The following is a 14,174-nucleotide window of genomic DNA, read 5'->3' as shown; positions in this document are numbered from 1 at the left end:
AACGCCTCACGCGGATCGGTGACCCAGCCGGGTGACCGCGGTGTACGGCCATTCCCCCGGAGCGCGGGGGTCGGGCTGCGGCCCGTCGAGCGCGGCGCGGTGCTGCGGGGAGGTGAGGCGGCCGAATCGGTTCGCGCCCGCCGCTATCGGTTCGAGGTATTCGACTGTCCAGCCGTGGGTTTCGAAGAAGCCGATGCCGTCCGCGGGAAGGAACCGCATCGGGGATTGTTCGAGCAGGCCCACTTTGCGATCGGCCATCAGCTTGGCCACCCCGGGGGTGCTGAGTTCCAGGCACCAGCCCGCGATTTCGGGGCGGGTGAAGGCCTTGGACAGCGCGATGACATCGGATTCGGGCAGGTACATCAGCAGTCCCTCGGTGATGACGAGAGCCTGCCGGGTATCGGCGAGGGCGGTGTCCAGCAAGGCCGCCAGGGCCTCCGGATCGGTGAGATCGATTGCGGTGCGGGTCAATCCGCACCCGGGGGTCTCGGCGGCCAGCAGGGTGTTCTTCTCCGCGATCAGGCCCGGGAGGTCGGCCTCGATCCAGCGCAGTTCGGCGGGCAGGTGCATGCGGTAGGGGCGGGTGTCCAGTCCCGCACCGAGATTCAGCACCGCATCGCAGCCCGCCGCGACGGCCGCGACGATCTGGTCGTCGATCAGCTTGGTGCGGGTCACGAAAAACCAGTCGTCATCCAGCTTCTGTCCGGCCGCCGCGGCGATCTCCCGGCCGCGCTCGCCCGCGAGCCGGTCGGCGAGCGGATCATGGAACAGCGCGTCGGGGCGGGCGGATTCGGCGGCGCGGCGCGCGGCCACCCAGCGGGCGGTATCGGATACGTGGGTCACCAGCGGTCTGGGAGACGTCATCGGCCTGTGGCTCCTTCGCCCGCCCGGCGGTCTGCGGGGCGTCTCCACAAGTTCTAGATCACGTGGCCACGCGTCGCCAGCGGGGGATGTTTGCGATGCGATTGCCGAGGTAATAGATACGTCGATTGGCTTTCGATATTCATTCAGACCTCAACGACGAGGAGATTGGAATGACTTTCGAACTCTCGGCCGAATACTCCGCACATCCCCTGCACATAGTCCTGGTCGCGCCGCCGTACTTCGATATTCCGCCCGCCGGATACGGCGGTGTCGAGGCGATGGTGGCCACGCTCGCCGACGCGCTGGTCGATCGGGGGCACCGGGTGACGCTGCTCGGCGCGGGGCGCGCGGGGACCAAGGCGCGGTTCATCCGGGTATGGGATGAGGTGCTCACCGCGCGCCTGGGCGAAACATTTCCCGAGATCGTGAATGCTATGAAGGTGTGCCGGATCATCGAGGAACTCCATGCCGAGGACCCGGTGGACATCGTGCACGACCACACCTTCGCGGGTCCACTCAACGCGGCGGCCTACCGGCTGCTCGGCATCCCGACGGTGGTGACGGTGCACGGACCGGTCGATGCGGATATGCGCGAGTACTACGAATCATTCGACCGCAGCGCCCATCTGATCGCCATCAGCGATCGGCAGCGCGAATTGGCTCCCGGCCTACCCTGGATTTCCCGCGTGCACAATGCGATTCGGCCGGAGGAATGGCCGTTCCGGGCGGAGAAAATGGATTACGGGCTGTTCCTGGGCCGGTATTCGCCGTCGAAAGCGCCCGATCTGGCGCTGGCGGCCGCGCATGCCGCGGGTTTGCGGCTCATCCTGGCGGGTAAATGCAATGAACCGCCGGAGAAGGCGTACTTCGAACAGGCGATCAAGCCGCTGCTCACGTCGTCCGATCAGGTTTTCGGCGAGGCCGACGCCATCGCCAAGCGGGAACTGCTGGCCGGTGCGCGCTGTCTGCTGTTTCCGATCCAGTGGGAGGAGCCGTTCGGTTTGGTGATGATCGAGGCGATGGTGTGCGGCACCCCGGTGATCGCTCTGCGCGGCGGCGCGGTCGCGGAGGTCATCGAACACGGTGTCACGGGCTTCATCTGTGAGGATCCCGCGGAATTGCCCGCGGCCATCGACCGGGCCGGGGAGATCGACCCGTACGCCTGTCGCGAGCGGGTGGAGCGGCTCTTCGCCGCCGATCACTTCGTGCGCGGGTACGAAGCGGCCTACCACGGTGCCATGGACGACGGCATGGATCGCACTCCGTCCCGAGTCGCGGACTACCGCAGCGTGATTCACACCGCGAAGGTCGCCGCCGAGACCGCCGCCCGGGCGGTGCCGGATGCTGTCGCCGGCGCGGTGCCGGATGCCGTCGCCATGACCGTGCCCGATACCGCCGTTGTGAGCCGCCGATGAGCATTTTCAACGCCGGGCCTCCATCACCGGTCGACGGTCGCGGGATCGTCACCCTGGTGGAGGCCGGAACCTTCTGCCTCTCCGACCAATTGGGCGATATCCATCCGGGTACCGCCCAGGGGTTGTTCTACCGGGACGCCCGGCTGCTCTCGCGCTGGGAGCTGCGGCTGGACGGTCATGCGCCGGAACATCTCTCGGTCATGATGGCGGAGGCGTTCCGGGCGCGCTTCGTGACCCGCAAACCGCCCAATCACGGTGTCGCCGATGCGACGGTGCTGGTGCTGCGCCGCCGCATGATCGGCGAGGGCATGCGCGAGACCATCACGGTGCACAATCTCGGCGACGAGGACACCGCCATGACCGTCACGCTCGCCGCCGACTCCGATTTCGCCGATCTGTTCGCGGTGAAGGACGGCAGAGTGCACAGCGGCGGTTGCGAACTCGCCGCCGACCAGAGCACGCTGCGGCTGTCCGACCGCGCCAATTCCGGGCGCGGCCTGGTCATCACCGCGACCGAAGACCCTGTCGCGCAACCGGGTTCGCTGAGCTGGCATATCGTGGTTCCGCGCCGCTCGCAATGGCGCACGGTGGTGCTGTGCCAGCCCATCGTCGGACACCATCCGGTCGCGGTGAACCTGGATGACGACTCGAATGACAACCCGTCCAACAAGATTCGGCAGTGGCGCGCCACCGCGACCAGCCTCACCGCCAGCGGTGTGGGACTGAACGCCATCCTGCAGCGCACCGAGAGCGATCTGGGCGCACTGCGCATGGACGATCCGAACAACGGCACCGCGTACGTGGCCGCGGGCGCGCCCTGGTTCATGGCGCTGTTCGGCCGTGACAGCCTGCTCACCTCGTGGATGGCGCTGGTGCTGGATTCGGCGCTGGCCCTGGGCACCCTGCGGCAGCTGGCGAAACTACAGGGCACACAGCACAATCCGCTCACCGAGGAGGAACCCGGCCGGATCATGCACGAAATGCGGCACGGTCCGGGTGGCGACGCCGTGCTCGGTGGCACCGTCTATTACGGAACCGCCGACGCCACACCGCTTTTCGTCATGCTGCTGGCCGAATGCCTGCAATGGGGCGTGGACCGCTCCGCCATCGCGGAACTGCTGCCCGCCGCGGACGCCGCGCTGGCCTGGATCGACGAATTCGGCGACGCCGACGGTGACGGATTCGTCGAATACCGCCGCAAAACCGATCGCGGACTGGCCAATCAGGGCTGGAAGGACAGCTGGGACGCCATCAGCTTCACCGACGGCCGCCTGGCCGATCCGCCGCTGGCGCTGTGCGAGGTGCAGGGGTACGTCTACGCCGCCCGCCAGGGCCGCGCGGATCTGGCCGAGGCCTTCGGCGACACCGCCCTCGCTCAGCGATTGCGCGCCCAGGCCCGGGACCTGAAACAGCGCTTCGACCAAGCCTTCTGGATGCCCTCGGAAAACCGCTACGCCCTCGCCCTGGACGGTACGAAGCAGCAGGTCGACACCGCGACCAGCAATGCGGGCCACTGCCTGTGGACCGGCATCGTGGAGGATGAGCGCGCCGAGGCCCTCATCGCCGGCCTCGGTGGTGCCGACCTGGACAGCGGATTCGGGCTGCGCACATTGTCTTCCACCGCCCGCCGCTACAACCCGATGGGCTATCACACCGGTTCGGTGTGGCCGCACGACACCGCCATCGTGGTCGCCGGACTGCTCCGCTACCGCCATATCCCGGGTGCGCTGGAACTGGCCGAACGCCTGTCCGTCGGCATCCTGGAGGCGATCGCCGAATTCGACGCCCGCCCGCCCGAACTGTTCTGCGGTTTCCCCCGCCCCGAATTCCATTCCCCCATCCCGTATCCCACGTCGTGTTCACCCCAGGCGTGGTCCAGTGCGGCCCCGCTGCTGCTGATGCGCTCATTCCTGGGCCTGGCCCCGGACGTCCCGAATCGCACGTTGACGGTCGCTCCCCGACTCCCGGCGCGAGCGGGCCGAATTCGCCTCGCGGATCTGCGCCTGGGCACGGCCGTGGTGACCATCGAAGCGCACGGCGAAACCATCACCGTGCAGGGGTTGCCCGAGGACTGGCGACTAATCCAGGGGTGAAAGCGCCCGGACGGCGAAGCGCCAGCCGACTCGCGAACCCGGAGGGGGACAACGGAATACGTGAATCGGCTGGCGTATCTCGGACCGGCGCCTCGTATGACGGCCCGAAGATGAGGCAGCGGCCGAACGGAATCCGTTCGGCCGCTGGAAAATCAGCTCGCGTAGGCGCGCAGGCGGTCGGCGCGCTCACCCTTGCGGAGCTTGGACATGACCTCGCGCTCGATCTGACGGACGCGCTCGCGGGACAGGCCGAAGAGCTTGCCGATCTGATCCAGGGTGCGCGGCTGACCGTCGTCGAGGCCGTAGCGCAGCCGGATGACCTGCTGCTCGCGCTCGTCGAGGGTGGCCAGCACCACGCGTACATCGCGGTGCAGCAGACCCGCGATCACCGCGGATTCGGCCGAGGTGGCCTCGGAATCCTCGATGAAATCGCCGAGCGGGGCCTCTTCGTCATTGCCGACCGGCATATCCAGCGATACCGGATCGCGGCTGTGGTCCAGCAGATCGGCGATCTTCTCCTGCGGGATACCCGATTCGCGGGCCAGCTCGGCATCGGTGGCCTCGCGCCCGAGCTGCTGATGCAGTTCGCGCTTGATCCGGGCGAGCTTGTTGACCTGCTCCACCAGATGCACGGGCAGCCGGATGGTGCGACTCTGGTCGGCCATACCGCGGGTGATCGCCTGACGAATCCACCAGGTGGCGTACGTCGAGAACTTGAAGCCCTTGGTGTAGTCGAACTTCTCCATGGCGCGAATCAGACCCAGGTTGCCCTCCTGGATCAGGTCCAGCAGCGGCATACCGCGGCCGGTGTATCGCTTGGCCAGAGAAACCACGAGGCGCAGGTTGGCTTCGAGCAGGTGCTGGCGGGCGGACTGGCCTTCGCGAACCAGGATCGCGAGATCCTTCTTCTTCGCGGCGGACAATCGTTTACCCGTCTCGAGCAGGTGCTGCGCGTAGAGGCCCGCCTCGATGCGCTTGGCCAGCTCGACCTCGTCGGCGGCCGTGAGCAGCGCGGTCTTGCCAATGCCATTCAGGTACACGCGTACCAGGTCGGCTGCCGGGCTCTGGGCGTCGAGGTCCTGTTCGCTGATGCGCACGTCAGTGGTGGCGGGGCTTGTCATGACTTGCCTCCTGTCGGTGGTGTCTCGCTCCGTTCAACGGACCCGACATCAGGAAAGTTCCCAGCGATGGCGCTTATAAACCGTATCTGAGCTGCGGTTTCCGCTATCGACGGCTGAGAAGTTCCTGAGAAGGGCGTACAGTGCGGAACTTCGGAACCCGATCGGCGGCTTTCGTTATCCGGGTGGTTGCCGCCGCCGGAAACCCGAACTTCGGAGCGCGGCAATCGAATACGTGTGTACGGGCCTTGCCCTGCCGCTGGTCGTTCGAGTGGTTTGTGTAACGATCCGCAGGTCGGAGGCATTCCAGAGGTACCCGCCGGATGTGATCCAAACGTGAGATAGCTCACGGAGATCAGATAAACGCCTGGTCACGGCACAGAAACGAACCGGCCACCGAGCGGAGTGCGTCGGCGGCCGGGAGATGAGATCGAGTTGTGGGGCGGGTCAGCGCGGATGGATCAGGCCGTGCCGGACCAAACTGACCACCACGCCCAACACCGCGGCTTCGAATTCGGGGGTGGCCGCGCCACCGGTCTCGCTGAACGCCAGCAGTTCCACCAATTCGCTCAGCGGCAGTCCGTCGGGGCGCATACCCGCCAGCAGCGCGGCGGTGGTGTCGTCCACCTCGTGCTGCCACAGCGGGCCGTCGCCGCGATGCAGGCGGGCCACCCGCTGCTCCCAGCCCTCGGCCCCGGGCAGATAGACGCGTTCCAGCGCGCTCTTCGGATCCACCTCGAAGCGGCTCGCCAGCACCAGGTCCGGATCGGTGGCCACCGCGCGCAACCACGCCGAACGCTCGAAATAGCGGCTCGCCTCGATGCCGAGCGGATCCTCGAACGGATGGGTGAGGTCCTCGGCGAGGATTTCGGTCGGGCCGTCGATATCGCGCAGATAGACGACACCGAACCCGATGCCGTCGACCTTGGCATCGTCGAACGCCTGCAACCAGCGCTCGGCCCGCTCCTGCGCCTGCGGTGCGCGCGGATCCAATCCGGCATCGCGCAACCAGGTTCCGACGTACAGCGCGGGATCGGCGATATCGCGCTGCACGATCCACGCGTCCACGCCCTGATCGGGCAGCCAGCTCGACACCCGGGCGCGCCAGTCCTCGCCCTCCACGTGCACCCAGGAGGCCAGTAGCGCGGCCGTGCCGCCGGGGTTCAGCATGGCAGGCATACCGGAGATAACGAGTTCGCTCGCACCGTCCATGGCCAGACCGCTATCCCTATATGTGTGCTCGACGCGTGCCGGGCCCACCACGAACGGGGGATTGGCGACCACCTGATCGAAGCGACGGCCCGCCACGGGTTCGTACCAGGAGCCCTGGCGCAGTTCGATATCCAGGCCGTTGAGCACGGCGGTGGCCTCGGCCAGCCAGAGCGCGCGCTCATTGAGATCGGTGCCGGTGACCCGCTTGCCGTAGGACGCCGCGTGAATGGCCTGGACGCCACAGCCGGTGCCCAGATCGAGCACGGTGTCCACGGGCCGGGTCGGAGTCGCCCGCAGCAACGACAGGGAAGCCTGGCCGACGCCGAGCACATGATCGGTATCGAGGGTGCGGCGGCGCATGGAGTCGTCCAGATCCGACAGCACCCAGCGGGTGCCGTCGCCGAGATCGAGCGGGCGCAGATCCAGCGCGGGGCGGATATCGCCGCCATCGCGTTCGAGCAGTCCGGCCGCGACCGCGCGGTCGATATCGACGGGGGCCAGCGCGGCGGCCACCTCGCGCTCGGGCATGGGGTCACCGAGCAGCAGCAGGCGCACCAGGGTGCCGAGTTCCCCGGCCTCGCGGGCGGCGCGGCGCACCGGCACGGGTTCGGAGCGCCAGAGCGCGGCGTGCGCGGCGTCGCCGAGGACCTCCAGCAGCGAATCGGAGTCGTAGCGGACTCGGGTCAGCGCCTTGCGGAGGTCGGGGGCCAGGTCGGCGAGCAGGGACGAGGCGGTCGTCTGGTTCGTCGGCATGAGTGCGAACTCTGCCACCGCAATCTCCGGGCATATTCGGGCGGTCCCGGTTCCCGCGTCGCGGCGAGGGGTTCGCCGGTTGTGCGCTCGTGCCGAGACGCGTGAATTCCCGCTCACTTCAACATCATTGAACGATCTCACCTGCGGTTATTCCGACCGCTCGGATCGATATTCGTTGCTACTGTGACCTGGTTCACAAGGGAGGTATCGCGGATGACATCCGATATCGAGACCGGCGGAACCGAGCCGGACTGGCAGCAGATCTACGACAGCCCCGAATTCCAGCGACTACGCCGGCGCTTCCGGCTCTTCGTCTTTCCCATGACCGCGTTGTTCCTGGCCTGGTACGCGCTCTACGTCCTGCTCGCGGACTACGCGCACGATTTCATGGCCACCAGGGTCGCCGGGAATATCAACCTCGGGCTGATTCTCGGCCTGCTGCAATTCCTCTCGACCTTCGTCATCACCGGCGTGTACGTGCGCTACGCCGATCGCCGGCTTGATCCCATCGCCGATGAGATCCGGGACGATGTGGAAGGGCCGCGCGCATGACCGTATATATGGCGGCCGCCGTCGAGGGCAGCCGACCCGGGCTGAACATCACCATTTTCGCGATCTTCGTGGTCATCACGCTCGGTATCGTGTTCTGGGCCAGCCGCGATACCCGAACGGCCACAGACTATTACGCCGCCGGGCGGGCCTTCTCCGGACCGCAGAACGGGATCGCCATTTCCGGCGACTATCTCTCCGCGGCCAGCTTCCTCGGTATCGCGGGAGCCATCGCGCTCTACGGCTACGACGGCTTCCTCTATTCCATCGGCTTCCTGGTCGCCTGGTTGGTGGCGCTGCTGCTGGTCGCCGAATTACTGCGCAACACAGGGAAATTCACACTCGGCGATGTGCTGGCCTTCCGAATGCGGCAGCGTCCGGTGCGGGCCGCGGCGGCCACCTCCACCCTCGCGGTGAGTCTGTTCTATCTGCTGGCGCAGATGGCGGGCGCGGGCGTGCTGGTATCGCTGCTGCTCGGCGTATCCGGCGGCGCCGGACAGAATCTCGTGATCGCGGTGGTCGGCGCGATCATGATCGTGTACGTGCTCGTGGGCGGTATGAAGGGCACCACCTGGGTGCAGATCGTCAAGGCCGTGTTGCTGATCGGCGCGGCCGGGGCCATGACCGTCTGGGTGCTCGCCAAGTACGGGATGAACCTGTCCAGCCTGCTGCAGGACGCGGTCGACCACGGCGGCAAAGTGGGGGAGAAGCTGCTCGAGCCGGGCGTGAAGTACGGCAAGAACGGCACGTCCAAGATCGACTTCCTTTCTCTCGCACTGGCTCTGGTGCTCGGCACGGCGGGGCTGCCGCATGTGCTGATGCGCTTCTATACGGTGCCGACGGCCAAGGACGCGCGGCGGTCGGTGGTCTGGGCGATCGGGCTGATCGGCGTCTTCTACCTGTTCACCCTGGTGCTCGGCTACGGCGCGGGCGCATTGGTCGGACCGGAGAAGATCGCCAAGGCGCCGGGTAAGGAGAATGCCGCCGCACCGCTGCTCGCGCTCGAACTCGGTGGCCCGGTGCTGCTGGGATTCGTTGCGGCGGTGGCCTTCGCGACGATCCTGGCGGTCGTCGCCGGGCTCACCATCACCGCCTCGGCCTCGTTCGCGCACGATGTGTACGCCAATGTCATCAAGCGCGGCAGTCCCGATGCCAAGGATCGGGAGGTGACGGTGGCACGCGTCACCGCGGTGGTGATCGGCGCGCTGGCCATCGTCGGCGGCATTCTGGCGAAGAACCAGAATGTTGCCTTCCTGGTTGCTCTGGCGTTTGCGGTGGCGGCCTCGGCGAACCTGCCGACACTGCTGTACTCGCTGTTCTGGCGGCGTTTCAACACCGCCGGGGCGCTGTGCAGCATCTACGGCGGGCTGGCGGTCACCATCGTGCTCATCGTGTTCTCCCCGGCGGTCTCGGGAACGCCCACGTCAATGATCAAATCCATGGACTTCCACTGGTTTCCGCTCGCGAACCCGGGGCTGGTGTCCATCCCGGTGTCGTTCGTCCTGGGCTGGCTGGGAACGATGCTTTCGGCGGAACGCAACAATGCGAAATTCGCCGAGATGCAGGTACGTTCGTTGTCCGGCATAGGCGCGGAAAAGAAATAGTAATAAGAGATTAAAGAAATTGTCGCTACGGTGTCGCTGAAAGCCGTTCCGGCATTGCAAGATCGAAAAATTCGAAGATCAAAAATACTGCTACGCAACGTGGTTGGGCTGTGTATGCTTCGGTCATGCACAGCCCCACTGCGAGGTGGGATGATGGCGAGGCGGTGTTTTAGGTGGACGTCAACAGGCTCCGAATGCGCCGTGCGACGGTTATAGTCGTCGCACTCGGCGTACTGGTCCTTGCGGCGACCGGAGTGTTCGATCGATTATTGCTCGGCGTATTCATAAGCGCCGGACTGGCTCTCGGTTGGATCAACGCGCAAGTGACGTGGATGTCCATTGTTCGCATCACCGACGCGGAAACGCCCAGCAAACAAAAGCTCGCATTGTCCTCCGCCGCGCGCCTTCTCATACTGACCGGACTATCCATTCTCGTCGCGTTCTTCACGCGCCCCTATGGAGTCGGAATCTTCTTCGGGCTGGCCGTCTTTCAATTGATTCTGGTACTGCATACCGCATTGCCCGAGGTGAAAGGGCTTCGACAGCAGCCATGAGCCATCCCGTCGCCCAGCTGACCGCAAACATGATCCTGAGCGCCGATGAGGGCTCGGAGCCGAAGATCCACGTCGGCGACCACGCCGTCGCGCACCTGTGGGGTCTCGAGTTCAATGTCGACACCATCGTGTCGACCACCGTTGCCGCGCTCATCGTGCTCGGGCTCGCCTTCTATCTGCGCGTCAAGCTCACTTCCGGTGTCCCCAACGGTGTTCAGCTGTTCTTCGAGGCCGTCACCGTGCAGATGCGCAACCAGGTGGAAACCGCCATCGGCATGCGCGTCGCCCCCTTCGTGCTGCCGCTGGCGGTCACGCTGTTCACGTTCATCCTGCTGTCCAATTGGTTATCGGTGCTGCCGGTGCAGTACGGCTCCGGGGAATTGATTGCCCCGCCGGCCTCGGACGTCAATTTCGTGTACGCGCTGGCGCTGTTCGTATTCGTGGCCTATCACGCCGCGGGTGTATCGCGGCGCGGTCCCGGAACCCACGCCAAACAATTGCTCAAGGGCCACACCGGTTGGGGCCCCATGGTTTTCATCAATGTGATCGAGGAAATCGCCAAGCCGCTCTCCCTGGCGCTGCGACTTTTCGGCAATATGTTCGCCGGTGGCGTCATGATCGCGGTGATCACGCTGTTCCCGTTCTGGATCAGCTGGGGTCCGAATGCTATATGGAAGATCTTCGACCTTTTCGTCGGCGCCATCCAGGCATTCATCTTCTCCCTGCTGACCGTCCTCTACTTCAGCCAGTCGATGTCGCTGGAGGATGAAAAGCACTGATCGGCACCGCTGTTCGGTGAGGATTTCCACAAAGGAAGTGAAAAATGGCAGACCCAGCAACCGCGAGTATCATCCAGGGCGCTCTTATCGGCGGCGGCATCATCCTGGCGGGCGGTGCGATCGGCGCGGGTATCGGTGACGGTCTCGCCGGCGCGGCGTTGATCAATGGCGTCACCCGGCAGCCCGAGGCCGAAGGCCGCCTGCGCGGCAACTTCTTCCTGACCGTCGGTCTGGTGGAGGCGGCGTACTTCATCAACCTGGCGTTCATGGCGCTTTTCGTATTCGCGACTCCCGGTAAGTAGCGTAATCATGTCTCCGAGAACAGATGTGGAGGCCGCGGGAAACTTCCTGATTCCCAACGGCACCTTCTTCGTCGAGCTGGCGATCTTCCTGATCGTGCTCGGGGTCATCATGTTCTTCGTGGTCCCGCCGATCCGAAAGGTGCTGGCGGAACGGGAGGCTCGGGTCGAAGAGACGGCAGCGACCGCGAAAACGGCGACGGAATTGTTCGCCGAGGCCGAGGCCAGATACCAGTCCGCACTGGAACAGGCTCGGTCCGAAGCGGCCGAGATCCGGAACCAGGCGCGTGCCGAAGGCCGGGCAATACTCGAAGAACTCCGTGGCGACGCCAAGAACGAGGTCGATCACATAGTCGCCGAATCCTCGGCGCATTTGCGTGCCGAGGCCGATCAGGTCGCCGCCGAACTCCGCGAGGACGTCGAACCGCTGGCCCAGAATCTCGCCGATCGCATGCTCGGCGTGAAGCACAGACCCCGGACCAGCGCCGGTCAGCAGAGAGGACGGGGGACGCCCTGATGCACATGAACGGCGTACTCGCCGAGCCGATTTACGACATTTCCTTCGATTGGCCGGTGTTCTTCAGCCAGCTCTTCGGGTTCGTCGTCATCGTATGGATTTTTGTCAGATACATTTTGCCGCCACTACGGAAGATCATGTCCAAGGCGCAGGACACCGTCCGGCGTCAGCTGGAGGAGAGCACGGACGCGGCCGATCGGCTGACCGACGCGAAAACCGCCTACGACAGCGCCATTGCCGAAGCCAAGGCCGAACTCGAGCGCATGCGGGCCGATGCCCGCACCGATGCCGATCGCATCATCGCGCAAATGCGGGAGGCGGCGGCCGAGGAAGTCGAACGGGTCCGCAAACAGGGCCGCGATCAGATCCTGCAGTACCGCAGGCAGTTGATGCGCGATCTGGAGGCCGATCTGTCGGCCGCCATGCTGGCGCTCACCGAAGAGAAGGTGCGCGAGCAGATCGGCACCCCGCAGGCCAGGTCCGAGAGCGTGGAGCGTTTCCTCGCCGATCTCGAGGCCCTGGCCAACTCGACCCCGGCCGGACGGCAGCAGCCGCAGACCGGGTTGAATTGATCAGAAATCGTGTGACATAGACACGGTTAATCCGGATCCCGGCCGGTCAGGCAGTAGTGCTGACCGGCCGGATCGGTCATTACCAGCCATTCTCGGCCCCGGCGCACGCGCAGTGCGCCGAGTTTCTCATGCCAGGCGGCGGTCTTGTCGATATCGTCGCAGGCCAGATCCGGATGCGCGCCGGTCGGGCGGTCCTGGTCGAGGCGTTGCAGGAGAAGTTTCACCGGAAGCTCGAAATCCGGTGTGAGCCTGGAGTATTCGGGCAGCGTGCCGGGCGTCCAGCGCCAGCCGGTCAACTCCGTCCAGAAGCGAACCTCGTCGCGGTGATCGGCCGGGCCGATATCGAGGCAGACCTGATCGAGTCGGCTGCGATCACCTTCCGGGCCGGTGACGACGGCCGCGACCGGCCCCGCGGTGCTCGCCGGGGTGAAGCAGAAGATCATGCCGTGCGGCGACCGCATCACGGTGTACCCGTGATTGTCGAAGACCACTGTGGCACCGAGCTTTACCGCCCGCTCGACCTCCGCCGGGACATCGTCGACATCCAGATCGAGGTGGACGCGCGGATCGTGCGGCACCGCCTGCATCTTCACCGACGGCGTACCGGAATCCGGTAGTAGCGTCAGGAATTCATCGTTGTCACCGCGTTTGGCCGAGAGCGTGCTGCCGGTAACCGTGCGCCAGAACTCCGCGCTCTCGTCGAATCGCGCAGCGGGCGTGTCCAGGAACGCCCAGACCCATCGAATCGTCATACCGTCTCCAAACTCTCGCGATGCCAGTCCTTGCGGAACGTCTTGCGGTAGGTCAGCGGCGGCACCCCGAGTTCGGCGCGCATGTGATGCCGCAGCGAGGCCGCGGTCCCCATTCCCGCCGAGCGGGCCACCTCGTCGATCGGCAGATCGGTGGTCTCCAGCAGTTGCCGGGCGTGACGCAACCGCTGCTGCAAAACCCATGCGCCCGGGGCCATTCCGGTCTCGGCCTTGAAGCGGCGGGTGAAGGTGCGCACGCTCATGCACGCGTGCGCGGCCAGGGTGTTCAGGTCCAGTTCCCGATGCAATTGCCGCAGCGCCCACAGCCGGGTCGGCGCGGTGCCGTCATTGCCGGGTTCGGGGACATGCTGTTCGATGAACTGCGATTGCCCGCCCTCGCGCCACGGCGGGACCACGCAGTAGCGGGCGGCGTTATTGGCCACCGCGCTGCCGTGGTCGGTGCGGATCAGATGCAGGCACAGATCGATTCCGGCGGCCAAACCGGCTGAGGACCAGATGTTTTCGTCCTGAACGAAGAGCAGGTTCTCATCGAGCCGGACCGCCGGATACAGCGAGCGGAACATGTCGGCGAAATTCCAGTGCGTGGTCGCGCGCCTGCCGTCCAGCAGACCCGCCGCGGCCAGGACGAAGGCGCCCGTGCAGATGGAGACGATGCGGGCGTCCGGGCGAATGCTGCCCAGCGCCGCGGCCAGTTCCGGCGGCAGCACGCCCTGGGTGCGCGGTTCGGCGATGCGGGTGCCGGGCACGATCACCGTATCGGCGCGGGCCAGCAGTTCCGGGCCGAACTTCGGGACCACCTGGAAGCCGTTGGTGCTGGAAATGGGTTGTCCCGCTTGCAATCCGCAGATCTGCACCTCGTATAGCGGTTGCCCCGAATCGTCCTTGGCCTCGCCGAGTACCAGCGGCGGAATCGTCATATCGAATCCGATCAGCGGTTCCAGCGCCAGTACGGCCACCAGATGCGGTGCGCCCATCACCGGCCTCCTCTCCTCGACATTGGCCGGATATTGACGCATTGTGTCATTCAGGCCACTCGTTCGCCAGCCGGGAATCCGTCACGCTCAATCGGTGACCG

At 65.7% G+C, this 14,174-nt stretch carries 14 protein-coding genes; 9 read left to right on the top strand and 5 right to left on the bottom strand.

The window, feature by feature from the left end:
* Positions 1 to 6 precede the first annotated feature (6 nt).
* The gene (locus tag ACFVUS_RS10560; protein WP_387763614.1) at positions 7 to 864 is read right to left on the bottom strand and encodes a class I SAM-dependent methyltransferase; all 858 of its coding nucleotides are present in this window, start codon (positions 862 to 864) and stop codon (positions 7 to 9) included.
* A gap of 170 nt (positions 865 to 1,034) precedes the next feature.
* Between ACFVUS_RS10560 and ACFVUS_RS10555 the strand changes: the two genes are divergently transcribed.
* Both ACFVUS_RS10555 and ACFVUS_RS10550 read left to right on the top strand, forming a co-directional pair.
* Positions 1,035 to 2,279 carry a glycosyltransferase family 4 protein gene (locus tag ACFVUS_RS10555; protein ID WP_387763612.1) on the top strand — a complete coding sequence of 415 codons (1,245 nt, stop codon included), beginning with the start codon at positions 1,035 to 1,037 and terminating at the stop codon, positions 2,277 to 2,279.
* Positions 2,276 to 4,372, top strand: a complete 2,097-nt coding sequence (locus ACFVUS_RS10550; protein ID WP_387763609.1) for a glycogen debranching N-terminal domain-containing protein — start codon at positions 2,276 to 2,278, stop codon at positions 4,370 to 4,372. The genes ACFVUS_RS10555 and ACFVUS_RS10550 overlap by 4 nt, the downstream gene beginning before the upstream one ends.
* 152 nt (positions 4,373 to 4,524) lie before the next feature.
* Here the strand turns inward: ACFVUS_RS10550 and ACFVUS_RS10545 are convergent, their stop codons facing one another.
* Both ACFVUS_RS10545 and ACFVUS_RS10540 read right to left on the bottom strand, forming a co-directional pair.
* A complete protein-coding gene (locus tag ACFVUS_RS10545; RefSeq protein ID WP_364631520.1) occupies positions 4,525 to 5,493 on the bottom strand; it encodes a sigma-70 family RNA polymerase sigma factor in 969 nt (322 codons plus the stop codon).
* 444 nt (positions 5,494 to 5,937) lie between these two features.
* Complete coding sequence (locus tag ACFVUS_RS10540) at positions 5,938 to 7,455, bottom strand: methyltransferase (RefSeq protein ID WP_387763606.1); 1,518 nt, start codon at positions 7,453 to 7,455, stop codon at positions 5,938 to 5,940.
* Positions 7,456 to 7,668: 213 nt separating this feature from the next.
* Here ACFVUS_RS10540 and ACFVUS_RS10535 point away from each other — a divergent pair, with 213 nt between their 5' ends.
* The 7 genes from ACFVUS_RS10535 to ACFVUS_RS10505 all read left to right on the top strand — a co-directional run bounded on the left by ACFVUS_RS10535 (position 7,669) and on the right by ACFVUS_RS10505 (position 12,329).
* The gene (locus ACFVUS_RS10535; protein ID WP_387763603.1) at positions 7,669 to 8,007 is read left to right on the top strand and encodes a DUF485 domain-containing protein; all 339 of its coding nucleotides are present in this window, start codon (positions 7,669 to 7,671) and stop codon (positions 8,005 to 8,007) included.
* Positions 8,004 to 9,608: a cation acetate symporter gene (locus ACFVUS_RS10530; protein WP_387763600.1), complete on the top strand. Its 1,605-nt coding sequence runs from the start codon at positions 8,004 to 8,006 to the stop codon at positions 9,606 to 9,608. The genes ACFVUS_RS10535 and ACFVUS_RS10530 overlap by 4 nt, the downstream gene beginning before the upstream one ends.
* A 173-nt stretch (positions 9,609 to 9,781) precedes the next feature.
* Positions 9,782 to 10,162, top strand: coding sequence for a hypothetical protein (locus ACFVUS_RS10525; RefSeq protein ID WP_387763597.1), 381 nt, complete (start codon positions 9,782 to 9,784; stop codon positions 10,160 to 10,162).
* A 29-nt stretch (positions 10,163 to 10,191) separates the two neighbouring features.
* On the top strand, positions 10,192 to 10,941 hold the full coding sequence (gene atpB, locus ACFVUS_RS10520) for a F0F1 ATP synthase subunit A (RefSeq protein WP_387765483.1): 750 nt from the start codon (positions 10,192 to 10,194) through the stop codon (positions 10,939 to 10,941).
* Positions 10,942 to 10,985: 44 nt separating this feature from the next.
* Positions 10,986 to 11,243 carry a F0F1 ATP synthase subunit C gene (locus ACFVUS_RS10515; protein WP_364631538.1) on the top strand — a complete coding sequence of 86 codons (258 nt, stop codon included), beginning with the start codon at positions 10,986 to 10,988 and terminating at the stop codon, positions 11,241 to 11,243.
* Positions 11,244 to 11,250: 7 nt separating this feature from the next.
* On the top strand, positions 11,251 to 11,757 hold the full coding sequence (locus ACFVUS_RS10510; protein WP_387763594.1) for a F0F1 ATP synthase subunit B: 507 nt from the start codon (positions 11,251 to 11,253) through the stop codon (positions 11,755 to 11,757).
* Positions 11,757 to 12,329, top strand: coding sequence for a hypothetical protein (locus ACFVUS_RS10505; protein ID WP_387763591.1), 573 nt, complete (start codon positions 11,757 to 11,759; stop codon positions 12,327 to 12,329). Before ACFVUS_RS10510 ends, ACFVUS_RS10505 begins: the two co-directional genes overlap by 1 nt.
* 26 nt (positions 12,330 to 12,355) lie before the next feature.
* On the opposite strand, the gene ACFVUS_RS10500 is transcribed toward ACFVUS_RS10505, so the two are convergent.
* Positions 12,356 to 13,081, bottom strand: coding sequence for a VOC family protein (locus ACFVUS_RS10500; protein WP_387763588.1), 726 nt, complete (start codon positions 13,079 to 13,081; stop codon positions 12,356 to 12,358).
* On the bottom strand, positions 13,078 to 14,073 hold the full coding sequence (locus ACFVUS_RS10495) for a GlxA family transcriptional regulator (RefSeq protein WP_387763585.1): 996 nt from the start codon (positions 14,071 to 14,073) through the stop codon (positions 13,078 to 13,080). Before ACFVUS_RS10495 ends, ACFVUS_RS10500 begins: the two co-directional genes overlap by 4 nt.
* Positions 14,074 to 14,174 lie beyond the last annotated feature (101 nt).

This window comes from Nocardia sp. NPDC058058, from assembly GCF_042885355.1.
Lineage (GTDB): Bacteria > Actinomycetota > Actinomycetes > Mycobacteriales > Mycobacteriaceae > Nocardia.
Note: the sequence above shows the minus strand (reverse complement) of the source record. Positions and strands in the feature narration are given on the sequence as shown.

Coding starts and splice junctions, on each gene's coding strand:
- ACFVUS_RS10545 (WP_364631520.1), bottom strand. CDS start 5,493: ATGACAAGCCCCGCCACCACTGACGTGCGCATCAGCGAACAGGACCTC.
- ACFVUS_RS10510 (WP_387763594.1), top strand. CDS start 11,251: ATGTCTCCGAGAACAGATGTGGAGGCCGCGGGAAACTTCCTGATTCCC.
- ACFVUS_RS10530 (WP_387763600.1), top strand. CDS start 8,004: ATGACCGTATATATGGCGGCCGCCGTCGAGGGCAGCCGACCCGGGCTG.
- ACFVUS_RS10550 (WP_387763609.1), top strand. CDS start 2,276: ATGAGCATTTTCAACGCCGGGCCTCCATCACCGGTCGACGGTCGCGGG.
- ACFVUS_RS10515 (WP_364631538.1), top strand. CDS start 10,986: ATGGCAGACCCAGCAACCGCGAGTATCATCCAGGGCGCTCTTATCGGC.
- ACFVUS_RS10540 (WP_387763606.1), bottom strand. CDS start 7,455: ATGCCGACGAACCAGACGACCGCCTCGTCCCTGCTCGCCGACCTGGCC.
- ACFVUS_RS10500 (WP_387763588.1), bottom strand. CDS start 13,081: ATGACGATTCGATGGGTCTGGGCGTTCCTGGACACGCCCGCTGCGCGA.
- ACFVUS_RS10495 (WP_387763585.1), bottom strand. CDS start 14,073: ATGGGCGCACCGCATCTGGTGGCCGTACTGGCGCTGGAACCGCTGATC.
- atpB (WP_387765483.1), top strand. CDS start 10,192: ATGATCCTGAGCGCCGATGAGGGCTCGGAGCCGAAGATCCACGTCGGC.
- ACFVUS_RS10560 (WP_387763614.1), bottom strand. CDS start 864: ATGACGTCTCCCAGACCGCTGGTGACCCACGTATCCGATACCGCCCGC.
- ACFVUS_RS10555 (WP_387763612.1), top strand. CDS start 1,035: ATGACTTTCGAACTCTCGGCCGAATACTCCGCACATCCCCTGCACATA.
- ACFVUS_RS10535 (WP_387763603.1), top strand. CDS start 7,669: ATGACATCCGATATCGAGACCGGCGGAACCGAGCCGGACTGGCAGCAG.
- ACFVUS_RS10505 (WP_387763591.1), top strand. CDS start 11,757: ATGCACATGAACGGCGTACTCGCCGAGCCGATTTACGACATTTCCTTC.